General features: G+C 50.6%; 23 protein-coding genes. 13 read left to right on the forward strand and 10 right to left on the reverse strand.

What is annotated here, in order from left to right:
- The first annotated feature begins 266 nt into the window (after window positions 1–266).
- The 11 genes from exuT to D9738_RS10360 all read left to right on the forward strand — a co-directional run bounded on the left by exuT (window position 267) and on the right by D9738_RS10360 (window position 7883).
- On the forward strand, window positions 267–1565 hold the full coding sequence (exuT, locus tag D9738_RS10310) for a hexuronate transporter ExuT (RefSeq protein WP_130210392.1): 1299 nt from the start codon (window positions 267–269) through the stop codon (window positions 1563–1565).
- 129 nt (window positions 1566–1694) lie between these two features.
- Window positions 1695–2471 (forward strand): transcriptional regulator ExuR, encoded by a 777-nt coding sequence (gene exuR / locus D9738_RS10315; protein WP_064529587.1) that lies wholly within the window; start codon window positions 1695–1697, stop codon window positions 2469–2471.
- A 344-nt stretch (window positions 2472–2815) separates the two neighbouring features.
- Window positions 2816–3478 (forward strand): DedA family general envelope maintenance protein YqjA, encoded by a 663-nt coding sequence (gene yqjA / locus D9738_RS10320; protein ID WP_064529586.1) that lies wholly within the window; start codon window positions 2816–2818, stop codon window positions 3476–3478.
- Between the two features lie 3 nt (window positions 3479–3481).
- A complete protein-coding gene (gene mzrA / locus D9738_RS10325) occupies window positions 3482–3865 on the forward strand; it encodes an EnvZ/OmpR regulon moderator MzrA (protein ID WP_130260150.1) in 384 nt (127 codons plus the stop codon).
- Window positions 3866–4011: 146 nt separating this feature from the next.
- Window positions 4012–4380 (forward strand): DUF1090 family protein YqjC, encoded by a 369-nt coding sequence (gene yqjC, locus D9738_RS10330; RefSeq protein WP_130210388.1) that lies wholly within the window; start codon window positions 4012–4014, stop codon window positions 4378–4380.
- Between the two features lie 37 nt (window positions 4381–4417).
- A complete protein-coding gene (locus D9738_RS10335) occupies window positions 4418–4723 on the forward strand; it encodes a YqjD family protein (RefSeq protein ID WP_130210386.1) in 306 nt (101 codons plus the stop codon).
- 2 nt (window positions 4724–4725) lie between these two features.
- The gene (locus D9738_RS10340) at window positions 4726–5130 is read left to right on the forward strand and encodes a phage holin family protein (RefSeq protein ID WP_130210384.1); all 405 of its coding nucleotides are present in this window, start codon (window positions 4726–4728) and stop codon (window positions 5128–5130) included.
- Entirely contained in the window at window positions 5120–5419 is a 300-nt protein-coding gene (locus D9738_RS10345; protein WP_130210382.1) for a YqjK-like family protein, read from the forward strand. Before D9738_RS10340 ends, D9738_RS10345 begins: the two co-directional genes overlap by 11 nt.
- A 186-nt stretch (window positions 5420–5605) precedes the next feature.
- Window positions 5606–5998 (forward strand): DoxX family protein, encoded by a 393-nt coding sequence (locus D9738_RS10350; protein ID WP_063100739.1) that lies wholly within the window; start codon window positions 5606–5608, stop codon window positions 5996–5998.
- A gap of 246 nt (window positions 5999–6244) precedes the next feature.
- A complete protein-coding gene (gene yqjG, locus D9738_RS10355) occupies window positions 6245–7231 on the forward strand; it encodes a glutathionyl-hydroquinone reductase YqjG (RefSeq protein WP_130210378.1) in 987 nt (328 codons plus the stop codon).
- Window positions 7232–7514: 283 nt separating this feature from the next.
- On the forward strand, window positions 7515–7883 hold the full coding sequence (locus D9738_RS10360; RefSeq protein ID WP_130218283.1) for a DUF805 domain-containing protein: 369 nt from the start codon (window positions 7515–7517) through the stop codon (window positions 7881–7883).
- Window positions 7884–8090: 207 nt separating this feature from the next.
- Here D9738_RS10360 and yhaJ read toward each other — a convergent pair whose 3' ends face one another.
- The gene (gene yhaJ / locus D9738_RS10365) at window positions 8091–8987 is read right to left on the reverse strand and encodes a DNA-binding transcriptional regulator YhaJ (protein WP_001041008.1); all 897 of its coding nucleotides are present in this window, start codon (window positions 8985–8987) and stop codon (window positions 8091–8093) included.
- A 104-nt stretch (window positions 8988–9091) separates the two neighbouring features.
- Between yhaJ and D9738_RS10370 the strand changes: the two genes are divergently transcribed.
- Entirely contained in the window at window positions 9092–9793 is a 702-nt protein-coding gene (locus D9738_RS10370; RefSeq protein ID WP_130260151.1) for a pirin family protein, read from the forward strand.
- A 21-nt stretch (window positions 9794–9814) separates the two neighbouring features.
- Window positions 9815–9979 (forward strand): protein YhaL, encoded by a 165-nt coding sequence (yhaL, locus tag D9738_RS10375; RefSeq protein WP_130210466.1) that lies wholly within the window; start codon window positions 9815–9817, stop codon window positions 9977–9979.
- 39 nt (window positions 9980–10018) lie between these two features.
- On the opposite strand, the gene D9738_RS10380 is transcribed toward yhaL, so the two are convergent.
- From D9738_RS10380 to tdcB, 9 genes are all read right to left on the reverse strand, one after another.
- A complete protein-coding gene (locus tag D9738_RS10380; RefSeq protein WP_130260152.1) occupies window positions 10019–10423 on the reverse strand; it encodes a hypothetical protein in 405 nt (134 codons plus the stop codon).
- Between the two features lie 76 nt (window positions 10424–10499).
- Window positions 10500–11810 (reverse strand): cysteine desulfidase, encoded by a 1311-nt coding sequence (gene cyuA / locus D9738_RS10385; protein ID WP_130210816.1) that lies wholly within the window; start codon window positions 11808–11810, stop codon window positions 10500–10502.
- A gap of 27 nt (window positions 11811–11837) precedes the next feature.
- Complete coding sequence (locus tag D9738_RS10390) at window positions 11838–13169, reverse strand: amino acid permease (RefSeq protein ID WP_130210814.1); 1332 nt, start codon at window positions 13167–13169, stop codon at window positions 11838–11840.
- Window positions 13170–13446: 277 nt separating this feature from the next.
- Window positions 13447–14811 (reverse strand): L-serine ammonia-lyase, encoded by a 1365-nt coding sequence (gene tdcG, locus D9738_RS10395; protein WP_130210812.1) that lies wholly within the window; start codon window positions 14809–14811, stop codon window positions 13447–13449.
- Window positions 14812–14880: 69 nt separating this feature from the next.
- Window positions 14881–15270 carry an enamine/imine deaminase gene (locus D9738_RS10400; RefSeq protein WP_064529572.1) on the reverse strand — a complete coding sequence of 130 codons (390 nt, stop codon included), beginning with the start codon at window positions 15268–15270 and terminating at the stop codon, window positions 14881–14883.
- A gap of 13 nt (window positions 15271–15283) precedes the next feature.
- Complete coding sequence (gene tdcE / locus D9738_RS10405; RefSeq protein ID WP_130218293.1) at window positions 15284–17578, reverse strand: 2-ketobutyrate formate-lyase/pyruvate formate-lyase; 2295 nt, start codon at window positions 17576–17578, stop codon at window positions 15284–15286.
- Between the two features lie 33 nt (window positions 17579–17611).
- Window positions 17612–18820, reverse strand: a complete 1209-nt coding sequence (tdcD, locus tag D9738_RS10410; protein WP_130259083.1) for a propionate kinase — start codon at window positions 18818–18820, stop codon at window positions 17612–17614.
- Window positions 18821–18845: 25 nt separating this feature from the next.
- Window positions 18846–20177 carry a threonine/serine transporter TdcC gene (gene tdcC / locus D9738_RS10415; protein WP_130210806.1) on the reverse strand — a complete coding sequence of 444 codons (1332 nt, stop codon included), beginning with the start codon at window positions 20175–20177 and terminating at the stop codon, window positions 18846–18848.
- A 21-nt stretch (window positions 20178–20198) separates the two neighbouring features.
- Window positions 20199–21188, reverse strand: coding sequence for a bifunctional threonine ammonia-lyase/L-serine ammonia-lyase TdcB (tdcB, locus tag D9738_RS10420; RefSeq protein WP_130210804.1), 990 nt, complete (start codon window positions 21186–21188; stop codon window positions 20199–20201).
- Between the last annotated feature and the right edge of the window lie 8 nt (window positions 21189–21196).

Consider the following 21196-nt stretch of genomic DNA (forward strand, 5'->3'; position numbering starts at 1 on the left):
ATGGCTCTCACCTTTTAAAGTTGTATGACAAGTTATCTTTCTGCCGTCGCGAATCATAAGTCGACGGAATGCAAATTGCCGATTCATTCATTTGTTAGATGAATTGGGTTGACCGGTACGGAAGCCGAATTAGCACGAAACTTTCATGGCAGCGTTCGGGGTGTACCGGTTTTTTTTTCGGTCATCCGGTCGTAACTAACATCCTCTGCCCCAGGCAGGATGATGACCGCGCTTATTGCGGATATAACAAAACGATGAGGTTTTACATGCGTAAAATTAAAGGGTTACGTTGGTACATGATCGCATTGGTGACGCTCGGCACCGTGCTCGGTTACCTGACGCGTAACACTGTGGCGGCAGCTGCACCAACTCTGATGGAAGAGTTAAACATCTCCACCCAACAGTATTCCTACATCATCGCAGCCTATTCTGCTGCATATACGGTCATGCAACCTGTAGCGGGTTATGTACTGGATGTTCTGGGGACGAAAATCGGTTACGCAATGTTTGCCGTGCTGTGGGCGGTATTCTGTGGCGCAACCGCACTGGCTGGTAGCTGGGGCGGTCTGGCGATTGCCCGTGGTGCGGTAGGTGCGGCAGAAGCAGCGATGATCCCTGCAGGTCTGAAAGCCAGTTCTGAATGGTTCCCGGCGAAAGAACGCTCCATCGCAGTAGGTTACTTTAACGTTGGTTCCTCAATTGGTGCGATGATTGCGCCGCCGCTGGTGGTATGGGCAATCGTCATGCACAGCTGGCAGATGGCATTTATTATCTCCGGTGCGTTGAGCTTTATCTGGGCGATGGCATGGCTGATTTTCTATAAACATCCACGCGACCAGAAACATCTGACCGATGAAGAACGTGACTACATTATTAATGGTCAGGAAGCCCAGCACCAGGTTGGCGCGGCGAAGAAAATGTCCGTTGCTCAGATCCTGCGTAACCGTCAGTTCTGGGGTATCGCATTACCGCGCTTCCTGGCTGAACCGGCCTGGGGTACTTTCAACGCGTGGATCCCGCTGTTCATGTTTAAAGTTTACGGCTTTAACCTGAAAGAGATCGCGATGTTCGCCTGGATGCCAATGCTGTTTGCTGACCTTGGTTGTATCCTCGGTGGTTACCTGCCGCCACTGTTCCAGCGTTGGTTTGGTGTGAACCTGATTGTTTCCCGTAAGATGGTGGTAACACTGGGTGCGGTACTGATGATTGGCCCAGGTATGATCGGTCTGTTCACCAACCCGTATGTCGCGATTATGCTGCTGTGTATCGGTGGTTTTGCTCACCAGGCACTGTCTGGCGCGCTGATTACCCTCTCTTCTGACGTGTTTGGTCGTAACGAAGTGGCAACGGCAAACGGTCTGACTGGGATGTCTGCGTGGCTGGCAAGTACGCTGTTTGCGCTGGTTGTAGGTGCACTGGCTGACACCATCGGCTTCAGCCCGCTGTTCGCAGTACTGGCGGTGTTCGACCTGTTAGGTGCGCTGGTTATCTGGACCGTGTTGCAGAACAAACCGGCAATTGAGGTAGCGCAGGAATCACATAACGACCCCGCACCGCAACATTAACGCTAAATGTAAGTTTTAGTTTCCCTTCAAAGCCGCCTTCTCAGGCGGCTTTTTCACCACTGCGAGTAGAGCTAAGCTCGCAAAAGTGGTATAACAAATATAGTCTGCCGTATCATGCCTGGAGCGCATATGGAAATCACTGAACCACGCCGTTTGTACCAACAGCTCGCCGCTGACCTGAAAGAACGCATCGAGCAGGGCGTCTATCTGGTGGGTGATAAACTGCCCGCCGAACGTTTTATTTCTGATGAAAAAAACGTCAGCCGCACCGTGGTTCGTGAAGCCATCATCATGCTTGAAGTCGAGGGCTATGTAGAAGTACGCAAAGGCTCGGGAATTCATGTGGTTTCCAACCAGCCTCGCCATCAGCAGGCGGCGGACGCGAATATGGAATTTGCCAATTACGGTCCGTTTGAACTGCTCCAGGCACGTCAACTTATCGAAAGCAATATTGCCGAGTTTGCTGCAACCCAGGTAACGAAACAGGACATCATGAAACTGATGGCCATCCAGGAGCAGGCGCGCGGCGAACAATGCTTCCGTGATTCCGAGTGGGATTTGCAGTTTCATATTCAGGTCGCATTAGCGACGCAGAACTCTGCACTGGCTGCCATCGTAGAGAAAATGTGGACCCAGCGTAGCCATAACCCGTACTGGAAAAAGCTGCACGAGCACATTGATTCCCGTACCGTCGATAACTGGTGTGATGACCACGATCAGATCCTCAAAGCGTTGATACGCAAAGATCCTCATGCCGCCAAACTTGCAATGTGGCAGCATCTGGAAAATACCAAAATTATGTTGTTTAACGAAACCAGTGACGATTTCGAGTTCAATGCCGACCGCTATTTGTTCGCCGAGAATCCAGTCGTTCATCTGGATACTGTGGCCAACAGCAGCAAATAAACTCCCATTTCTGACAGGCGCAGCAACGCGCCTGTTCGCTTTATCAGTAAGCGAAAAGTATAAAGTGTCAGCCTGTGTAAATCCTCTCGCCACCCTCCTCTGCAATCAGCAAAATCAGACTCCACGGACATGTAATTTTGATAACGAACAACGTTGACCTTTGTTACAATTAGATTCAATTTGAATTTATGCTATTAAATGTTTTCTTATCTCACGTTTTAACAGGGAATAGTTCAGGCCGTATTGGTGTCTCGACCCGCAATATATACAACAACAGCAATAACCTGACGGGTGTGCATCATTTAAAACCGGCGTGGCGTTAACCGATTCACCAGGAATAATGAATGGAACTTTTGACCCAATTGCTGCAAGCCCTGTGGGCGCAGGATTTTGAAACCCTGGCCAATCCGTCGATGATTGGCATGTTGTATTTTGTCTTGTTTGTGATTTTGTTCCTCGAAAACGGCTTGCTTCCAGCGGCCTTTTTACCAGGCGACAGCTTGCTGGTGTTGGTCGGTGTATTGATTGCCAAAGGCGCAATGGGTTACCCGCAGACTATTATGCTGCTCACTGTTGCGGCCAGCCTCGGTTGCTGGGTCAGCTACATACAGGGGCGATGGCTGGGAAACACCCGTACCGTACAAAACTGGCTATCCCATTTACCTGCGCACTACCACCAACGCGCACACCATCTTTTTCATAAACACGGTTTATCTGCGCTGTTAATTGGTCGCTTTATCGCATTTGTCAGAACATTACTGCCGACCATTGCCGGACTGTCAGGGCTGAATAACGCCCGCTTTCAGTTCTTCAACTGGATGAGTGGCCTGCTGTGGGTGTTGATTCTGACAACCTTAGGTTACATGCTCGGCAAGACGCCGGTATTTTTGAAGTATGAGGACCAGCTGATGTCATGCCTGATGCTGCTCCCGGTGGTACTGCTGGTGTTCGGCCTGGCAGGTTCTCTGGTTGTGTTATGGAAAAAGAAATATGGAAATCGGGGGTAAAGGATGCAAATACCTCGCATGTCGCTTCGCCAGCTAACCTGGTTCGGCGCTGCTATATTGCTGGCTGGCACGCTGCTGCTGGCCTGGTCTGCGGTTCGTCAACAAGAATCCACGCTGGCGATCCGCGCCATTCATCAAGGGACGACGATGCCGGACGGTTTTTCCATCTGGCATCACCTTGACGCTCATGGAATTCCTTTCAAAAGCATCACCCCTAAGAATGACACTCTGTTGATTACGTTTGATTCCAGCGATCAAAGCGCCGCCGCCAAAGCGGTCCTCGATAGAACATTGCCTCATGGCTACATCATTGCGCAGCAGGACGATAATAATCAGGCCATGCAATGGCTGACCCGGCTGCGAGACAATTCTCATCGCTTCGGATAACTTCCTGTTATCCGAAACATATCACTCACTTTGGTGATTTCACCGTTACTGTCTATGATTAATAAGGCGGTGGTTAATACCACCGCCTCGTTGTCTGGACAATCGTTCCTCTGTAATGGGTCCGAGTCACAATGGAAGGTTCAAGAATGAAATACCGCATCGCTTTAGCTGTTTCTCTTTTTGCTCTTAGTGTCAGTAGTTATGCCACTACCCTTTGTCAGGAAAAGGAGCAAAATATCCTTAAGGAGATCAGCTATGCCGAAAAACATCAAAACCAGAATCGTATCAACGGCCTGAACAAAGCCCTTAGTGAAGTGCGGGCGAATTGTTCAGATAACCAGTTGCGTGCCGATCATCAAAAGAAAATCGCGAAGCAGAAAGATGAAGTGGCAGAACGCAAGCATGATTTAGCCGAGGCGAAACAAAAAGGCGATGCCGATAAGATTGCTAAACGCGAACGGAAACTGGCAGAAGCGCAGGAAGAGCTGAAAAAGCTGGAAGCGCGCGACTACTAATCCCCAATAGTTAATACTTACTCACCTGGAGAAAACTATGTCGAAAGAACACACTACGGAACACCTGCGTGCTGAGTTGAAATCCCTGTCCGATACGCTGGAAGAGGTGCTTAGCTCCTCTGGCGAAAAGTCAAAAGAAGAGCTGAGTAAGATTCGTAGCAAAGCGGAACAGGCACTGAAGCAGAGTCGCTATCGTCTGGGTGAAACCGGTGATGCGATTGCTAAACAAACCCGCGAAGCGGCGGCGCGTGCCGATGAGTATGTGCGTGAAAATCCGTGGGCGGGAGTTGGTATTGGCGCAGCCATCGGCGTGGTGCTGGGCGTTCTGCTGTCGCGTCGTTAATTATGGCGGACACTCATCACGCGCAAGGGCCCGGTAAAAGCGTTCTGGGAATCGGGCAGCGAATTGTCACCATCATGGTCGAAATGGTGGAGACGCGTCTGCGGCTGGCGGTGGTTGAGCTGGAAGAAGAAAAAGCCAATATCTTTCAGCTTTTACTGATGCTCGGCCTGACGATGCTTTTCGCTGCATTTGGTCTTATGAGCCTGATGGTGCTGATTATCTGGGCAGTTGATCCGCAATATCGCCTGAATGCAATGATTGCCACCACTGTGGTGTTGCTGCTTCTGGCACTCATCGGCGGTATCTGGACATTACGCAAGTCGCGCAAATCCACCTTGCTGCGCCATACGCGTCACGAACTGGCAAACGATCGACAACTTCTCGAGGAGGAATCCCGTGAGCGGTAAAGTCGAACGTGAACAACGTAAGGCACAGCTGCTTCGTCAGATCCAGCAGCAACGGTTGGATCTTTCCGCCAGTCGGCGTGACTGGCTGGAGGCGACAGGCGCCTACGATCGTCGTTGGAATATGCTGTTGAGCCTGCGTTCCTGGGCGCTGGTCGGCAGCAGCGTGATGGCTATCTGGACGATTCGCCATCCGAATATGCTGGTCCGCTGGGCCAGGCGCGGTTTTGGCGTCTGGAGTGCGTGGCGTCTGGTTAAAACCACCCTCAATCAGCAACAGCTTCGCGGTTAAATTCCTCTCTGGCCGGAACTATTCCGGCCTTATCCCTCAAATTTTTTGAAAATTTTTGACAGTTTTCCTTGCTAACAATCACCATTCACTACGTTTATGCTTCTCTCCATCGACAGCAATGACGCTAATACCGCGCCCTTGCACAAAAAAACAATCAGCAGCCTGAGTGGCGCAGTGGAGAGTATGATGAAAAAATTAGAAGATGTTGGTGTACTGGTAGCGCGTATTTTAATGCCGATTCTGTTCATTAGCGCAGGTTGGGGGAAAATTACCGGTTATGCAGGTACTCAACAATACATGGAAGCAATGGGCGTCCCGGGCTTTATGCTGCCGCTGGTGATCCTGCTTGAGTTCGGTGGCGGTTTGGCAATCCTGTTCGGTTTCCTGACTCGCACCACCGCGCTGTTTACCGCTGGCTTTACACTGTTGACGGCGTTTTTATTTCACAGCAACTTTGCTGAAGGCGTCAACTCGCTGATGTTCATGAAAAACCTGACAATTTCTGGCGGATTCCTGCTGCTGGCGATTACCGGACCGGGCGCGTATAGCATCGACCGTCTGCTGAATAAAAAGTGGTAAGCACGCGCTATACTTAACGATAAAAAACGAGGGGGAAACTCCTCGTTTCAGATTGTTGACAAAGTACGCGTTGTTCATGCCGGATGCGGCGTGAACGCCTTATCCTGCCTACAAAAACATGCAAATTCAATATATTGCAAGAACCTCGTAGGCCTGATAAGCATAGCGCATCAGGCAGTTTTGCGTTTGCCATCAGTCTCAAACGAGGAGAAACGCTCCTCGTTTTTGCTATTGGAGGAGAGAAAAATGGGTCAACTGATTGACGGCGTCTGGCATGACACCTGGTACGACACCAAATCCACTGGCGGTAAATTTCAACGTTCAGCTTCCGCATTTCGTAACTGGCTCACTGCCGATGGCGCACCAGGCCCCACTGGCAAAGGTGGATTTGCCGCAGAGAAAGATCGTTATCATCTCTATGTCTCACTCGCCTGCCCGTGGGCGCACCGCACGCTGATCATGCGTAAACTCAAAGGACTGGAACCGTTTATTTCCGTATCCGTGGTGAACCCGCTGATGCTGGAAAACGGCTGGACCTTTGATGACAGTTTCCCGGGTGCAACCGGCGATACGCTCTATCAACATGAATTCCTGTACCAGCTTTATCTCCACGCTGATCCACACTACAGCGGACGAGTTACTGTCCCCGTGCTGTGGGACAAAAAAAATCACACCATTGTCAGCAACGAATCAGCGGAAATCATCCGCATGTTCAATACCGCGTTTGACGCACTGGGCGCAAAAGCGGGTGATTATTACCCCCCTGCTCTGCAAACTAAAATTGACGAACTTAACGGGTGGATATACGACACCGTAAATAATGGCGTCTATAAAGCTGGTTTTGCCACCAGCCAGGAAGCGTACGACGAAGCGGTGGTGAAAGTGTTTGAATCGCTGGCGCGACTGGAACAGATATTAGGGCAGCATCGCTTCCTGACGGGTAACCAGTTAACCGAAGCTGATATTCGCCTGTGGACCACGCTGGTTCGTTTTGATCCGGTGTATGTCACCCACTTCAAGTGCGATAAGCACCGTATCAGCGATTACCTGAATTTGTATGGCTTCCTGCGCGATATCTATCAGATGCCGGGAATAGCTGAAACCGTCAATTTCGACCATATCCGTAATCACTACTTCCGCAGCCATAAGACCATCAACCCAACAGGAATTATTTCGATTGGCCCGTGGCAGGATCTCGATGAACCGCACGGGCGGGATGTTCGCTTCGGTTAAACAAAGGCACCCTTCGTGGTGCCTCTGGTTGTTGGCTAAGTGCGTGTTGTTCATGTCGGATGTGGCGGGAACGCCTTATCTGACCTACAAAACATTGTATATTCAATATATTGCAGAACCCGCCCAGGCCAGATAAGCGTAGCGCATCTGGCGATTTTGCGCTTGCCCTTATCCTTCACAGCGCCTTATTAATTCATCGAGATAATATTTACTGCAAATTCATTCATGTCTATTCTTAATTTGCTGCTTTAAAAACAAGTGATTGAGCAAAATTGAGGCAAAAATGGACTGGTATCTGAAAGTACTAAAAAATTATGTCGGTTTCCGGGGACGTGCACGGCGCAAAGAGTACTGGATGTTTATTCTGGTCAACATCATCTTTACGCTCGTGCTGGGGCTGCTGGATAAAATGCTGGGCTGGCAACGTGCCGGTGGCGAAGGCATCCTGACGACTATCTACGGCATTCTGGTATTTTTGCCGTGGTGGGCAGTACAGTTCCGTCGCCTGCATGACACCGACCGTTCAGCATGGTGGGTGCTACTGTTCTTAATTCCGTTTATCGGTTGGCTGATTATCATCATCTTTAACTGCCAGCCGGGGACACCAGGCGAAAACCGGTTTGGACCTGATCCAAAACTGGAACAGGAATAATAATGAAGCACCTTGTGAAAGGTGCTTCAGATTGTTGACAAAGTGCGCTTTGTTTATGCCGGATGCGGCGAAAACGCCTTATCCAGCCTACAAAATAGCAAAAAATCAATATGTTGCAGTAACTGCGTAGGCCTGATAAGCGTAGCGCATCAGGCAGTTTTGCGTTTGTCAGCAGTCAGAAGCACCTTGTGAAAGGTGCTTTATAGATTATTTTCCAGCGAACAACTTTGGAATTTCCCGCAGACACCAGGATTTTGCTTCTCCCATACTGTCGCGACGCCAGGCCATAATAATATCGATTTCGCTGGTCGATTCCGGACTAACTACACGCAACCGTCCTTCAGCGATATCTTTTTCTACCATCGGGTACGGCATCGTTGCGACGCCAAGCCCTGCCAGCAATGCCTGACGTTTATCTTCAATGGTGCTGACCGTCAGGCGAGGTTGTTTATCCAGTAACTGTACGGTCAATACCGGGCGTTCACGAGCAGTATCTGCCACTGCAATTCCGCGATATTTCACGCGCGTAACTTCAGAAAGCGGTTCCGGCTCCTGATGAATCGGGTGATCAGGTGCTGCCACGTAGACGTTCATCAAGGTGTAAAGCTTACGAGAGTTGATCTCCGACGAGGAACGAAAATGCATATCCGGCGCGATAACAATATCTGCTCGCCCCTGTTCCAGCCGCTCCCACGCCCCCGCCAGCACTTCGGTGATGATTGCCAGTTGGGTATTGGCTTTAGCCGCCAGTTTGTCGATCAACGGGAAAAAGGCAGGTGTGGGCACCAGCGCCTCGGTCACAATGGTGAGATGCGTTTCCCAACCACGCGCGAGGGCTTCGGCATCGGTGGTCAGTTTATCTGCGGCTTCCAGCAGAACACGTCCTCGCTCCAACAACATCCGCCCGACATTGGTGAATTTGGTGCGATGGCCCGAGCGGTCAAACAGCACCACATCGAGCTCTTCTTCCAGTTTTTGCATGGTGTAGCTAAGCGCGGAAGGCACGCGTCCCAGCTCATCGGCCGCCGCCGCAAAACTACCACGGCGATCGATCGCATCCATAACCCTTAGTGCTTCCAGCGTTAATGCCCTTTCTTTGGCCATTTCGTTCTCATTCAGGAAATTTGAACATACCGGGCAGAATATCTGGCTAACAATGTAGCGTCCAGCCCCTTACCATAAAAGGAAGTAAAGAGAGGTCAAGAATTATGATTACTACCCGAACTGCCAGGCAGTGTGGACAAGCAGACTACGGATGGTTGCAGGCCCGGTATACTTTTTCCTTTGGACACTACTTCGACCCTAAATTGTTAGGCTATGCCTCCCTGCGCGTGCTTAACCAGGAAGTGTTGGCTCCAGGGGCCGCCTTCCAGCCACGTACCTACCCAAAAGTTGATATTTTGAATGTGATTCTCGACGGAGAAGCAGAGTATCGGGACAGCGAAGGTAATCATGTTCAGGCCCACGCCGGTGAAGCCTTATTGCTTTCTACTCAGCCGGGCGTGAGTTATAGCGAACATAATATCAGCAAGGACAAACCGTTAACGCGAATGCAGCTCTGGCTGGATGCCTGCCCGCAACGGGAGAATCCGCTGATTCAAAAACTGGCGCTGAATATGGACAAGCAGCAATTAATCGCCTCGCCAGATGGCGCGAAAGGTAGCCTGCAACTGCGCCAGCAGGTGTGGCTGCATCATATTGTGCTCGCCGAGGGAGAAAGCGCGAACTTTCAACTGCACGGTCCGCGTGCTTATTTGCAATCGATCCACGGTCAATTTCATGCGATTACGCATCACGAAGAGAAAGCTGTGCTGACCTGCGGTGATGGCGCATTTATTAGTGACGAGGCTAACATTACACTCGTTGCTGATTCCCCGCTGCGCGCTTTGCTGATAGATTTACCTGTCTAGTTTTTTTACAGGGAGAAGATGATGAGTAAAAAATCGGCGAAGAAACGTCAGCCAGTAAAGTCCGTTGCAGCAAAAGAAACCACCCGCGCTACCAAAAGTTTTGGCTATGAAGAGATGTTGAGTGAGTTGGAGGCGATAGTAGCCGACGCCGAAATACGGTTAGCCGAGGATGAAGCTACCGCATAAAAACAGATTGCCGGATGCGGCGTAAACGCCTTATCCGGCCTACAAAACCAACAAATTGCACACCCCGTAAGCCGGATAAGATGCGCCAGCATCGCATCCGGCACCAGGTACAAAACCCAACAACATCAACAAATCGCACAATCCGTAGGCCGGATAAGATGCGTCAGCATCGCATCCGGCATCAGGTACAAAACCCAACAACATCAACGAATTGCACAATCCGTAAGTCGGATAAGATGCGCCAATATCGCATCCGGCATCAGGTACAAAACCCAACAACATCAACGAATTGCACAATCCGTAAGTCGGATAAGATGCGCCAGCATCGCATCCGGCATCAGGTACAAAACCCAACAACATCAACAAATTGCACAATCCGTAGGTCGGATAAGATGCGTCAGCATCGCATCCGGCATCAGGTACAAAACCCAACAACATCAACAAATCGCACAATCCGTAGGCCGGATAAGATGCGTCAGCATCGCATCCGGCATCAGGTATGACCTCCGAAATCCGGTGCTTACCTGGCCTTACTGGCCATAATCTCGATAATCTGCCGATCCGTTTGCTGCATTGAATGACTTGCCAGCGCACACAGGTTGGCGATTGACTGCTCAACATCATGCGCCACAATCCCTTCATTGCCAGTCACGGCGGTATCATCCAGCGCCATTAACACCGCTTTCCACGCCGCCGACGCACTGGTCGAAACCTTCATCGCGCAACTGTTCGACGCGCCATCGCAAATCATACCGCTAACATCACCGATCATGCTGCTGATTGCCATCGAGATGGTTTCATAACGCCCATCCACCAGCCATGCCATCCCAGCGGCGGCGCCCATTGCGGCGGTCGTTGCGGCACACAGCGCAGACAAACGCGGTAACTGGTTATGGATATAAATCGCGCTCAAATGCGAAAGCATCAGCGCGCGCGCCAGCCGTTCATCATCTGCCCCGAAGTGTTCCGCGACCACCACCACGGGCATTGTCGCGGTGATCCCCTGGTTGCCAGAACCGGAGTTACTCATTGCCGGAAGCGTTGCGCCACCCATACGCGCATCGGATGCCGCGCTGGTACGAATCACAATTGACGAGGAGAGATCTTTCGCCAGCAAACCGCGTGCACACTGTTTTTCCAGCGTCGCGCCAATATGCAGCCCCCAGTTCCCACTCAAACCTTCCTGTGATAACGCGCAGTTTAACTTCGCAGAATCGAGAATAAAGCGGATAGCCTCAAACGGCACTTCATTGACGAACTTCAGGATCTCGGCCAGCGTCGTTCTGGAGAGCACCGCCAGCGGCGACTCTTGCTCGCCCTCTGCCACACACGCCTGCTGGGTAAAAACCACGCCATTGTGCGTCTCGATATGCACAATGTTGGTATGTCCGCCGACGATGGTGACACAAGCCCACTGCTCGCCGTTCCAGACTTTGGCGCGTGAGAAGAGGATTTCATCGCAAGGTTCCTGGATCTTGACCGAGACTTTCCCCGCCGCCAGCAACGCTTTGGCATCAGCAATTGCCTGCGCCGTTGCGTCTTTCAGCACTTCCAGCCCGGCGTTGGCATTTCCACCTAACGCCCCCAGCGCCGCGGCAATCGGCAGCCCCACCATTCCCGTACCGGGAACGGTGACGCCCAGACCGTTCTTCATCAGATTTGGCGAAACCCAGGCTTCTACACGTTCAACCGGACCTTCCAGTTCTGCCGCAGCAACCGCCGCCGCCAGCGCCAGTGAGATCGGTTCAGTACATCCCAGCGCCGGTTTTACTTCCTCCTGAACTGCAAGGATGTAACGCTGCCATAACGGATTTAAAGTCGAATCAAACATAATAAAAACCTTAAAATTTCAGGTAAATCATGAAAATGCCAGGAACGGAGAAACACAAAGCAACAAACCGGTGACGATAATCAGGTACAGAGAGGCACCTTTGTATTTGTGCAATGCCGGTACTTTGTAAACCAACCACGCAGGGATCAGGCACCCTACCATGCCGAAAATCGGGCTACAGATAGAGGTAAAGCTCAACACTGGCGCATTCAGTACGATGGCGCTCCAGGCCAGTAAAATGGCGAAAATCATGATGCCGCGCTGAACGAGATTTTCGTTAATCTTCTCAGCTGGCATCTTGCGGCGCAGGATGTTCATTACGATCCCTTGCGTTGCTTCGCGAAAGCCTAAATAGACGCCAAAGAACGCTGTCATAACGGCAAAGATATTGAGGATGACGCTGACCACTTTCACCCATGCTGCACCGTCGCCGCTAATAAACTGTGCGGCAATCGCCAGCGCGGAAATATTCTGCTCATAGGCTTTTACTGCTTCGTCATGTCCCATCGCCAGAGTGAACGACACTGCGTAGAAAAAGACGGTGACAAACAGGATCCCAAACGCAATGTTCATCGCCCGCAACGCTTTGTGTCGTGCTACTTCGATCGATTTTTCTCGCGAGCGATAGGAAATCACCATCGGGCTTAACGTCTGAATAAACAGAATCGAGGTTAAGGTAAACGGCAGTGTGATAATGGCGTTTTTCACCAGCAGCCCCAGCGGCGGCAGCGAACCTACGTTATACAGATGCCACATCCCGACCATCGATACACCCAGCGCCGCCACCACCAGCAGTTTGGTCAGCACCATGCCGGTCGAAATTTTGAATAACAGTTTCTCGCCGCGTGAAGAGATCGCTACCAGAATACAAATCAGTACCAGGCCATAAAACGGACTGTCAGACAGCAATCCTTCCGTCACGCCGAAAGTATGCAGATAGGAGGCGCTATCGTTAGTGATGGCGGTGGAGTAAACAAACATCCAAATAACCAGCATCACAAAGTAAAGTGCACCTAACAAAATGCCCCAGTTTTTACCCAAATAACCACTAATGACACTCGGGTAATCTTTACACTCTGGAGATTCCGCCAGCGTATTAATAAACAATCGCTGAAACAGATACATTGCCGGGTAGCCAATCACTGATGAGAGCAAAAATACCCACAATCCCATCAATCCGACCTGCACTGGGAGAAAAACTATCCCCGCGCCAATCGCCATCCCAATACTCATAATCACCCAACCGGTGTCGGTACTGTCGAATTTGATAGCTTCACGCCATTCACTTTCACTCATTCCAGCACGACCCGCCGGGGTCGAAGCGTCTGCAATGACGCCTTTATTCGTTGCAATTTCCATAAATTCTCGCTCAATATTTTGTAGGGCTTATTATTTTTTTCGAGCCGCATCAAGGCGATACGCGGTCTACGTTTTTTTGCAGGCGAGTTATTAGAATGAAGAAATGATACGCGTGAGGTCAGAGAAAATCTTCACAATCAAGACTTTGAAATAGCAATTATGGATAATAATTTTCTATCAAATCAATCTTAGAGAAATAGTTATTCTCTATTTGCGGCAGATCACAATAAAAAAGGGTGCACATTTTGTGCACCCCAGTATAAACGCAGATGAGATATCAGCCGCAGACCACTTTAATGGCCAGTCCTCCGCGTGAAGTTTCGCGGTATTTATCGTTCATATCTTTGCCGGTTTCGTACATCGTCTCGATAACTTTATCGAGAGAAACACGCGGTGCAGAAGTGCGTCCCATCGCCATCCGCGCGGCGTTCACGGCTTTAACAGCATTAATAGCATTGCGTTCAATACACGGAATTTGCACCTGCCCGGCAACCGGATCGCAGGTCAGTCCCAGGTTGTGTTCCATAGCGATTTCCGCCGCATTGCACACCTGCGCCGGGCTGCCGCCCAGCAGTTCGGTTAACCCTGCCGCCGCCATTGAACAGGCCACGCCAATTTCGCCCTGACAGCCCACTTCCGCACCGGAAATGGAGGCATTCATTTTATACAGCGCACCGATAGCGCCAGCCGCCAGCAGAAAACGGGCAATGGAGCGCTCATTGAGCGGGCGGCGGAATTTATCGTAATAGGCCAGCACCGCAGGAATAATGCCGCAAGCGCCGTTAGTTGGCGCTGTCACAACACGCCCGCCAGCGGCATTTTCTTCGCTGACTGCCAGAGCAAACATATTGATCCAGTCGATCACGTTCATCGGATCGTTAGAGATATTGTCGCTGGAAACCAGCAAACGCCGCAGCGCCACCGCCCGACGTGGCACATTGAGCGGGCCTGGCAGCACACCTTCGGTATTCATACCGCGTTCAATACCGTCATGCATCACCTGCCAGATACGCGAAAAACCAGCATCAATTTCGGCTTTGCTACGTAGTGCCAACTCGTTTTGCAGCATCAAACCAGAAATAGATAACCCGTTGTAATCACACATTTTCAGCAGCTCACCTGCTGAATGGAAATCGTAAGGGACGAGCGTTTCAACATCCAGTGACAAGCCGAATTGTTCTTCTTCGACAATAAATCCGCCACCGACTGAATAATAGGTTTTGCTTAACAGTTCTTCCTGCTTTTTCCACGCGGTAATACGCATCCCATTCTCATGACGGGGCAGCGTTTCCGCATGGAAAATAATGTTCTTTGCCACTGGGAAATCAACGACATGTGCGCCCGCTGCCACCGGCAACCTTCCGTTGCGCGTCACTAATTCCATAAATGCAGGTATCTCATCAATAACAACGTCCTGCGGACTATTTCCTGCCAGTCCCATGATGATAGCGATATCCGTGGCGTGACCTTTGCCCGTCAGTGACAACGATCCATAAAGATCGACCACAATGTGGCTCGTCGCGGTTAATAAGCCGCTCTTCTCCAGTCGATCAATAAAACTTTTTCCGGCATTCATTGGCCCCACGGTATGAGAACTGGAGGGACCAATCCCAATTTTGAAAATATCGAATGCACTAATCATATCCACACCCTCGGATTGCCGTTCGTGAAGAGGAGCGGAGCGACCCTGCGATCGCCCCGCTCAGGAGCTTTATGCGTTGCGTACCGCGATAGCTTCAATTTCCAGCTTCACATCTTTCGGCAAACGCGCTACCTGCACGCAGCTGCGTGTCGGGTAGGTCGCCTGATGCTCGTCAAAAAACTGCTTGTAGACTTCATTGATGGTGCCAAAGTCATTAAGGTCGGTAATGAACACCGTCATCTTCACGATATCGCCAACGGTCAGCCCGGCAGCAACCACGATCGCTTTGACGTTTTCCAGACTTAAACGCGCCTGATCTTTCACGTCCGCAGGGATCTCCCCGGTCTGTGGGCAAACCGGAATTTGCCCGGAGGTGAATACCATACTGCCTAAATCAACGCCCTGAACATACGGGCCGATTGCGCCTGGCGCACGTTGCGTTTCGATAATCTTTTTCATACATCCTCCGGCATCAAAGCGCCTGGGTAAAGGTACGTGAAATCACATCCTGCTGCTGTTCACGGGTCAGTGCGTTGAAGCGCACGGCGTAGCCAGAGACACGGATTGTCAGGTTCGGGTATTTTTCCGGGTGCTCAATGGCATCCAGCAACATTTCCCGATTCATAACGTTGACGTTGAGGTGCTGACCACCTTCCACATCCGCTTCGTGGTGGAAATAACCATCCAGCAGGCCGACAAGGTTGGTTTTGCGTACCGGATCTTCTTTACCCAGCGCCGCAGGGACAATTGAGAAGGTGTACGAAATACCGTCTTTGGCGTAGGTGAACGGCAGCTTGGCAACGGAGGTCAGCGAAGCCACGGCCCCTTTGCGGTCACGACCGTGCATCGGGTTAGCACCTGGTGCGAACGGTGTACCGGCGCGACGACCATCCGGTGTGTTACCGGTTTTCTGGCCGTACACCACGTTAGAGGTGATGGTCAGAATCGACTGAGTTGGTACGGCGTTACGATAGGTTGGCAGGGCTTTAATTTTCTTCATAAAGCGTTCAACCAGGTCGCAAGCAATGCTGTCTACGCGCTCGTCGTTGTTGCCGTACTGCGGATATTCGCCGTCGATTTCAAAGTCCACCGCCAGGCCGTTTTCGTCACGGATTGGTTTCACGCGAGCATATTTAATTGCGGAAAGTGAATCCGTCGCCACCGACAGGCCCGCAATACCACATGCCATCGTGCGATAGACATCACGATCGTGCAGCGCCATCAGTGAGGCTTCGTAGCTGTACTTGTCATGCATGTAGTGGATGATGTTCAGCGCGCTGATGTACTGCACTGCCAGCCAGTCCATGAAATGGTCAAGGCTGCTCATGACTTTGTCGTAGTCCAGAACGTCGTCCATCAGTGGTGCTGTTTTCGGGCCGACCTGAATCTTCAGCTTCTCATCCACCCCGCCGTTAATTGCGTACAGCAGCGTTTTCGCCAGGTTAGCGCGTGCGCCGAAGAACTGCATCTGCTTACCAATCACCATCGGGCTGACGCAGCAGGCAATCGCGTAATCGTCGCTGTTGAAGTCAGTACGCATCAGATCGTCGTTTTCATACTGCAAAGAAGAAGTGACGATGGAGACTTGTGCCGCATATTTTTTGAAGGCAATCGGCAATGCTTCCGACCACAGAATGGTCAGGTTAGGTTCCGGTGCTGGCCCCATAGTGTGCAGTGTATGCAGGTAACGGAAGGAGTTTTTGGTCACCAGTGTGCGACCGTCCAGCCCCATCCCACCGATGACTTCCGTTGCCCAGATAGGGTCGCCGGAGAACAGCGAATCAAATTCCGGCGTACGCAGGAAGCGCACCATGCGGATCTTCATGATGAAGTGGTCGATCAATTCCTGCGCCTGCTGCTCGTTGAGCACACCGGCTTTGAAGTCACGTTCAATGTAGATATCGAGGAACGATGCAGTACGGCCCAGCGACATCGCGCCGCCGTTTTGCGATTTCACCGCCGCCAGGTAAGCGAAGTAGAGCCACTGCACCGCTTCCTGCGCATTTTGCGCTGGACGAGAGATGTCGAAGCCATATTTCGCCGCCATTTCCTGAATCTGCAGCAGCGCATGACGATGTTCTGCCAGCTCTTCACGCAGACGGATGGTGGCTTCCAGATCTTGCCCTTTTTCCAGACGAGACTGGAGATCGGCAAATTGCAGTTCGCGTTCACGGACCAGATAACTGATCCCGTACAACGCCACGCGGCGATAGTCACCGATAATACGTCCACGGCCATAACCGTCCGGCAGACCAGTCAATACGCCAGATTTACGGCAGCGCAGCATATCCGGTGAGTAAGCATCAAATACGCCCTGGTTATGGGTTTTACGCAGATCGGTAAACACGTATTCAAATTCGCTGTCCATTTCACGGCCATAGGCGTGGAATGAACTTTTAATCATGTTGATGCCGCCAAACGGATGCAGCGCACGTTTCAGTGGCGCATCTGTTTGCAGGCCAACAATTTTTTCCAGCGGCTGGTTGATATAACCGGCATCATGGGCAGTAATGGTGGTGGCAATATTGGTATCGAAATCAACCGGCGCATGGGTCGCGTTTTCGATACGAATACCTTCCATCACCTTTTCCCACAATGCCGTGGTGGCTGGCGTCGCTTCAGCGAGGAAGGATTCATCCCCTTCATACGGTGTATAGTTATGTTGAATAAAATCGCGGACATTAATTTCGTTTTTCCAGTCCGTACCTTTAAAGCCAAGCCATGCGTCGGCGTACAGCTTATCGCTGGTATCAATATCTACCTTCATGAAAAATAATCTCTCTACAATACTTCAACTAAATTATGCAAATTCTGCGGGTGCTTTAACTTTGCCTAAATGAATTGCATCTAGCGCAATCATTTTTTCTTCATTAGTCGGAATAACGGCGCAAATTACGCGCGCATTTTCACTGGACACAATTCTTTCACCGTAAGCGTTAGAGCGATTATTCATTTCTGCATCAATCTCTACGCCTAATACAGTCAAATGTTCCATGACCAGACGACGAATTAAACTTGAATTCTCACCTATTCCGCCGGTGAATATAATTCCATCCAGGCGATGTAATGAGGCAGCGTGTCCGGCAATATGACGGGCAATTCGGTGAACAAACGTTTTAATTGCCAGTTGTGCACGTTCATGACCTTCATGCCAGGCTTTTTCCAGTACACGCAGGTCGGAAGAAAGACCGGAAATCCCCAATAATCCCGATTCTTTATTCACCACGCGTTCCAGATCGCTAAGACTCTGGTTGGTTTGACTGGCCACCCAGGACATCGCGCCGAAGTCGACATCGCCACTGCGCGTCCCCATCATCAGCCCTTCCAGCGGCGTCATACCCATTGAGGTATCCACACTCTGCCCGTTACGAACCGCGCAAATAGACGCGCCATTGCCAAGATGCGCCACCACCAGGCCGGAGTCTTCTTCCGCCAGATCCAGCAGAGAATGCGCACGCTGGGACACATAGCGGTGAGACGTGCCGTGGAAGCCATAGCGGCGCACACCCAGCTCTTCGTAATATTTCCACGGCAGGCCGTATAAAAACGCTTCCGGGGCCATTGTCTGGTGGAAGCTGGTATCAAATACCGCTACCTGAGTTACGCCAGGAAATAATTGCTGGGCCGATTCAATGCCACTTAAATTGGCGTAATTATGCAGCGGCGCCAGTGGAGAAACGCGACGGATATTATCAATGACTTCATCGGTAATAATGGCGGACTCGGTAAAAATACTGCCGCCGTGGGCGATGCGGTGGCCAATTAAGGCCACGCTGTCATTTAAATTCCGTTTTTCCAGTTCAAACGCAATTGCCTTCAATGCACCTTCGTAGCTGTGGTGAGCCAGCGGTGCTGGCTCTCCTCCATTTACGGATAAGAATGCATTTTCCGAATTAATACCGTCGGCAATACCTGACATTAATACTTCACAGTTCGAGGCATCCAACACGGAAAACTTAATTGAAGACGAACCACAGTTAATAACCAAAACAACCGGAAATTCATTCATCTCTTTTCTCATCCTGAGTTACGGATTAAAACAGTTTGTATACGATGTTCAGGATGGTCAGCAGACCAATCACGGTAACAAACACGTTATCCAGACGACCACGGTATTTCGCCAGCGACGGCGCTTTACGGATGGCATACATCGGCAACAGGCACAGCAGTGAAGCGATAATCGGCGCGCCCATGGCTTCAATCAGGTCCAGAATGTTCGGGTTGGCGTAAGCAACTACCCAGGTGGAACCCATGATGAAGATCATGCTGATGGTGTTCAGTTTGCCGGAAGACACTTTCGTCTTATCGCCTTTGTAGCCGAACTTCAGTACCAGACCGTTCAGACCTTCCAGCGTTCCTAGATAGTGACCGAAGAAAGATTTGAAGATAGCAACCAGTGCGATAATAGAAGCGGCATATTCCAGTACGGTGGCGAACGTCGATTTCTCACCGGACATGGAAGCAAAGTGGTTAGCCAGATAAGAAAGCACCGGAATGTTCTGTGCTTTTGCTTCCGCCATGTTTGCCGGAGACAGCGTAAACAGGCAGCTGAAGGCAAAGAACATGACCACGGCAACCATCAGCATGCTGGCACGGGAGATGATCTGTGAGCATTTCTGCTCGGTGAAGTCGCGACCGAAGTCTTTCTCATACTCTTCACGCTTAGAAACCACGAAGGAAGAGACGATTGGCGAGAAGTTAAAGGAGAAGACCATGATGGAAATCCCCAGCCAGACGGTAATCAAGATACCGTCATGACCGGTTAACGTCAGCGCACTGAGGTCAACTTGATCAATAACAGCAGAGTTCCAGTAAGGGATCAGTGACAGAGAAATCAGTACCAGGCTGGCGATAAATGGCCATACCAGGTAACTCATCACTTTAACCATCAGATCCTTACCAAACCAAATGACGAACGCCATCAGCAGCAGCAGGAACAGCGCCACGAAGCCGCGGTTCAACGCCGCAAAGCCAAGCTGGTTTTCCCAGAACGTCATAAAGGTGTTGGTAATGGTTACGCCATAAATCCACAACAGTGGGCAAATCGCGAAGAAGTACAGGAACGTGATGACCACGCCACCCGTTTTACCAAAGTGCTCTTCCACCGTTTCCGTAATGTTGCCGGAAGGGTTAGAGCCTGAAAGACACAGACGCGCCAGCGCCCGGTGGCAATAAAACGCGATGGGGTATGCCAATACCAACATCAGAAGAATCGGGATCAGTCCGCCAAAACCTGCGCGGATAGGGAAGAACAGCACGCCGGCACCAATAGCTGTGCCGAACAAACCCAACGTCCATGTGGTATCTGATTTACGCCAGGACGATTGTTTTGTCTGGCTGGATACAATGCTATCTGAAGTACTCATATCCTATCCTCAACGAGATGATTAAGCGTCAACGAAACCGGTAATTTGAGAGACGCGAGAAAGATCTATATTGCCGCCGGAAATAATGCTGACGGTTTTTCTGTTTTGAATATATTGGTCTAATTTACCGCTTAACAAAGCAGCACATGCCAGAGCGCCTGCGCCTTCGGTGACGACTTTATTGCGCTGAATTAAGGCAATCATACTGTTTCTGATTTCGTCTTCGCTGACCAGCACGATGTCATCGACTAATTCACGAACGATTTGGTAAGTTAAATTACCCGGGCGGGCGACATCACAACCATCCGCCAGGGTGCCGGTAGTTCGGTGCGTGGTTATTTCTCCCGAGTGGAAAGAAGCCGCCATGCCGTGAACGTTTTCTGATTGCACACCAATAACACGAATTGTCGGGTTAATAGATTTAATCGCTACCGCAATACCAGCAATTAAACCGCCACCGCCAATTGGCACAATCACATTATCGACATCATAGAGATCTTCCATAATTTCCAGGCCAATCGTTCCCTGACCGGCAATCACTTTCGGATCATCATAAGGTGGGATAAAAATACGGCCTTCCGTTTCGACAATTTCGCTAACTTTGGCGATGGTGTCGTTAAAGTTGTCGCCGTGCAGAACAACTTCAGCGGAGTAGTCACATGTCGCCGCGACCTTGGATTTTGGCGCGCCTTTCGGCATTACCACTTTCCCGTCGATGCCCAGCATTGCGCAGGAGAGCGAAACCCCTTGCGCATGGTTACCCGCAGAACAGGCCACCACACCTTTGCGTTTTTCAGCATCGGTTAAAGAGCTTAATTTATTAAATGCGCCACGAATTTTAAATGAACCAGTACGCTGCATATTTTCAAACTTAAGGAATATTTCACCTTTGCAACGTTCACTAAAATAATTGGATCGAGGCATGCCTGTTTTATAAATTCGCCCAGCCAATCGTTGTTTTGCTTCGATAATGTCATTAATAGCAACCGGGAGATCGTATGTAATATGCATGATAAACC

The sequence above is a fragment of the Escherichia sp. E10V5 genome, assembly GCF_004212315.1.
In the GTDB taxonomy this organism is placed as follows: domain Bacteria; phylum Pseudomonadota; class Gammaproteobacteria; order Enterobacterales; family Enterobacteriaceae; genus Escherichia.

What these genes read in the sequence shown, in the direction of transcription:
- tdcC (WP_130210806.1), bottom strand. Translation starts at nt 20,177, where the DNA reads ATGAGTACTTCAGATAGCATTGTATCCAGCCAGACAAAACAATCGTCC.
- exuT (WP_130210392.1), top strand. Translation starts at nt 267, where the DNA reads ATGCGTAAAATTAAAGGGTTACGTTGGTACATGATCGCATTGGTGACG.
- D9738_RS10350 (WP_063100739.1), top strand. Translation starts at nt 5,606, where the DNA reads ATGAAAAAATTAGAAGATGTTGGTGTACTGGTAGCGCGTATTTTAATG.
- tdcE (WP_130218293.1), bottom strand. Translation starts at nt 17,578, where the DNA reads ATGAAGGTAGATATTGATACCAGCGATAAGCTGTACGCCGACGCATGG.
- yqjA (WP_064529586.1), top strand. Translation starts at nt 2,816, where the DNA reads ATGGAACTTTTGACCCAATTGCTGCAAGCCCTGTGGGCGCAGGATTTT.
- D9738_RS10335 (WP_130210386.1), top strand. Translation starts at nt 4,418, where the DNA reads ATGTCGAAAGAACACACTACGGAACACCTGCGTGCTGAGTTGAAATCC.
- exuR (WP_064529587.1), top strand. Translation starts at nt 1,695, where the DNA reads ATGGAAATCACTGAACCACGCCGTTTGTACCAACAGCTCGCCGCTGAC.
- tdcB (WP_130210804.1), bottom strand. Translation starts at nt 21,188, where the DNA reads ATGCATATTACATACGATCTCCCGGTTGCTATTAATGACATTATCGAA.
- D9738_RS10390 (WP_130210814.1), bottom strand. Translation starts at nt 13,169, where the DNA reads ATGGAAATTGCAACGAATAAAGGCGTCATTGCAGACGCTTCGACCCCG.
- yqjG (WP_130210378.1), top strand. Translation starts at nt 6,245, where the DNA reads ATGGGTCAACTGATTGACGGCGTCTGGCATGACACCTGGTACGACACC.
- yqjC (WP_130210388.1), top strand. Translation starts at nt 4,012, where the DNA reads ATGAAATACCGCATCGCTTTAGCTGTTTCTCTTTTTGCTCTTAGTGTC.
- D9738_RS10370 (WP_130260151.1), top strand. Translation starts at nt 9,092, where the DNA reads ATGATTACTACCCGAACTGCCAGGCAGTGTGGACAAGCAGACTACGGA.
- mzrA (WP_130260150.1), top strand. Translation starts at nt 3,482, where the DNA reads ATGCAAATACCTCGCATGTCGCTTCGCCAGCTAACCTGGTTCGGCGCT.
- cyuA (WP_130210816.1), bottom strand. Translation starts at nt 11,810, where the DNA reads ATGTTTGATTCGACTTTAAATCCGTTATGGCAGCGTTACATCCTTGCA.
- tdcD (WP_130259083.1), bottom strand. Translation starts at nt 18,820, where the DNA reads ATGAATGAATTTCCGGTTGTTTTGGTTATTAACTGTGGTTCGTCTTCA.
- yhaL (WP_130210466.1), top strand. Translation starts at nt 9,815, where the DNA reads ATGAGTAAAAAATCGGCGAAGAAACGTCAGCCAGTAAAGTCCGTTGCA.
- D9738_RS10400 (WP_064529572.1), bottom strand. Translation starts at nt 15,270, where the DNA reads ATGAAAAAGATTATCGAAACGCAACGTGCGCCAGGCGCAATCGGCCCG.
- D9738_RS10360 (WP_130218283.1), top strand. Translation starts at nt 7,515, where the DNA reads ATGGACTGGTATCTGAAAGTACTAAAAAATTATGTCGGTTTCCGGGGA.
- tdcG (WP_130210812.1), bottom strand. Translation starts at nt 14,811, where the DNA reads ATGATTAGTGCATTCGATATTTTCAAAATTGGGATTGGTCCCTCCAGT.
- D9738_RS10340 (WP_130210384.1), top strand. Translation starts at nt 4,726, where the DNA reads ATGGCGGACACTCATCACGCGCAAGGGCCCGGTAAAAGCGTTCTGGGA.
- yhaJ (WP_001041008.1), bottom strand. Translation starts at nt 8,987, where the DNA reads ATGGCCAAAGAAAGGGCATTAACGCTGGAAGCACTAAGGGTTATGGAT.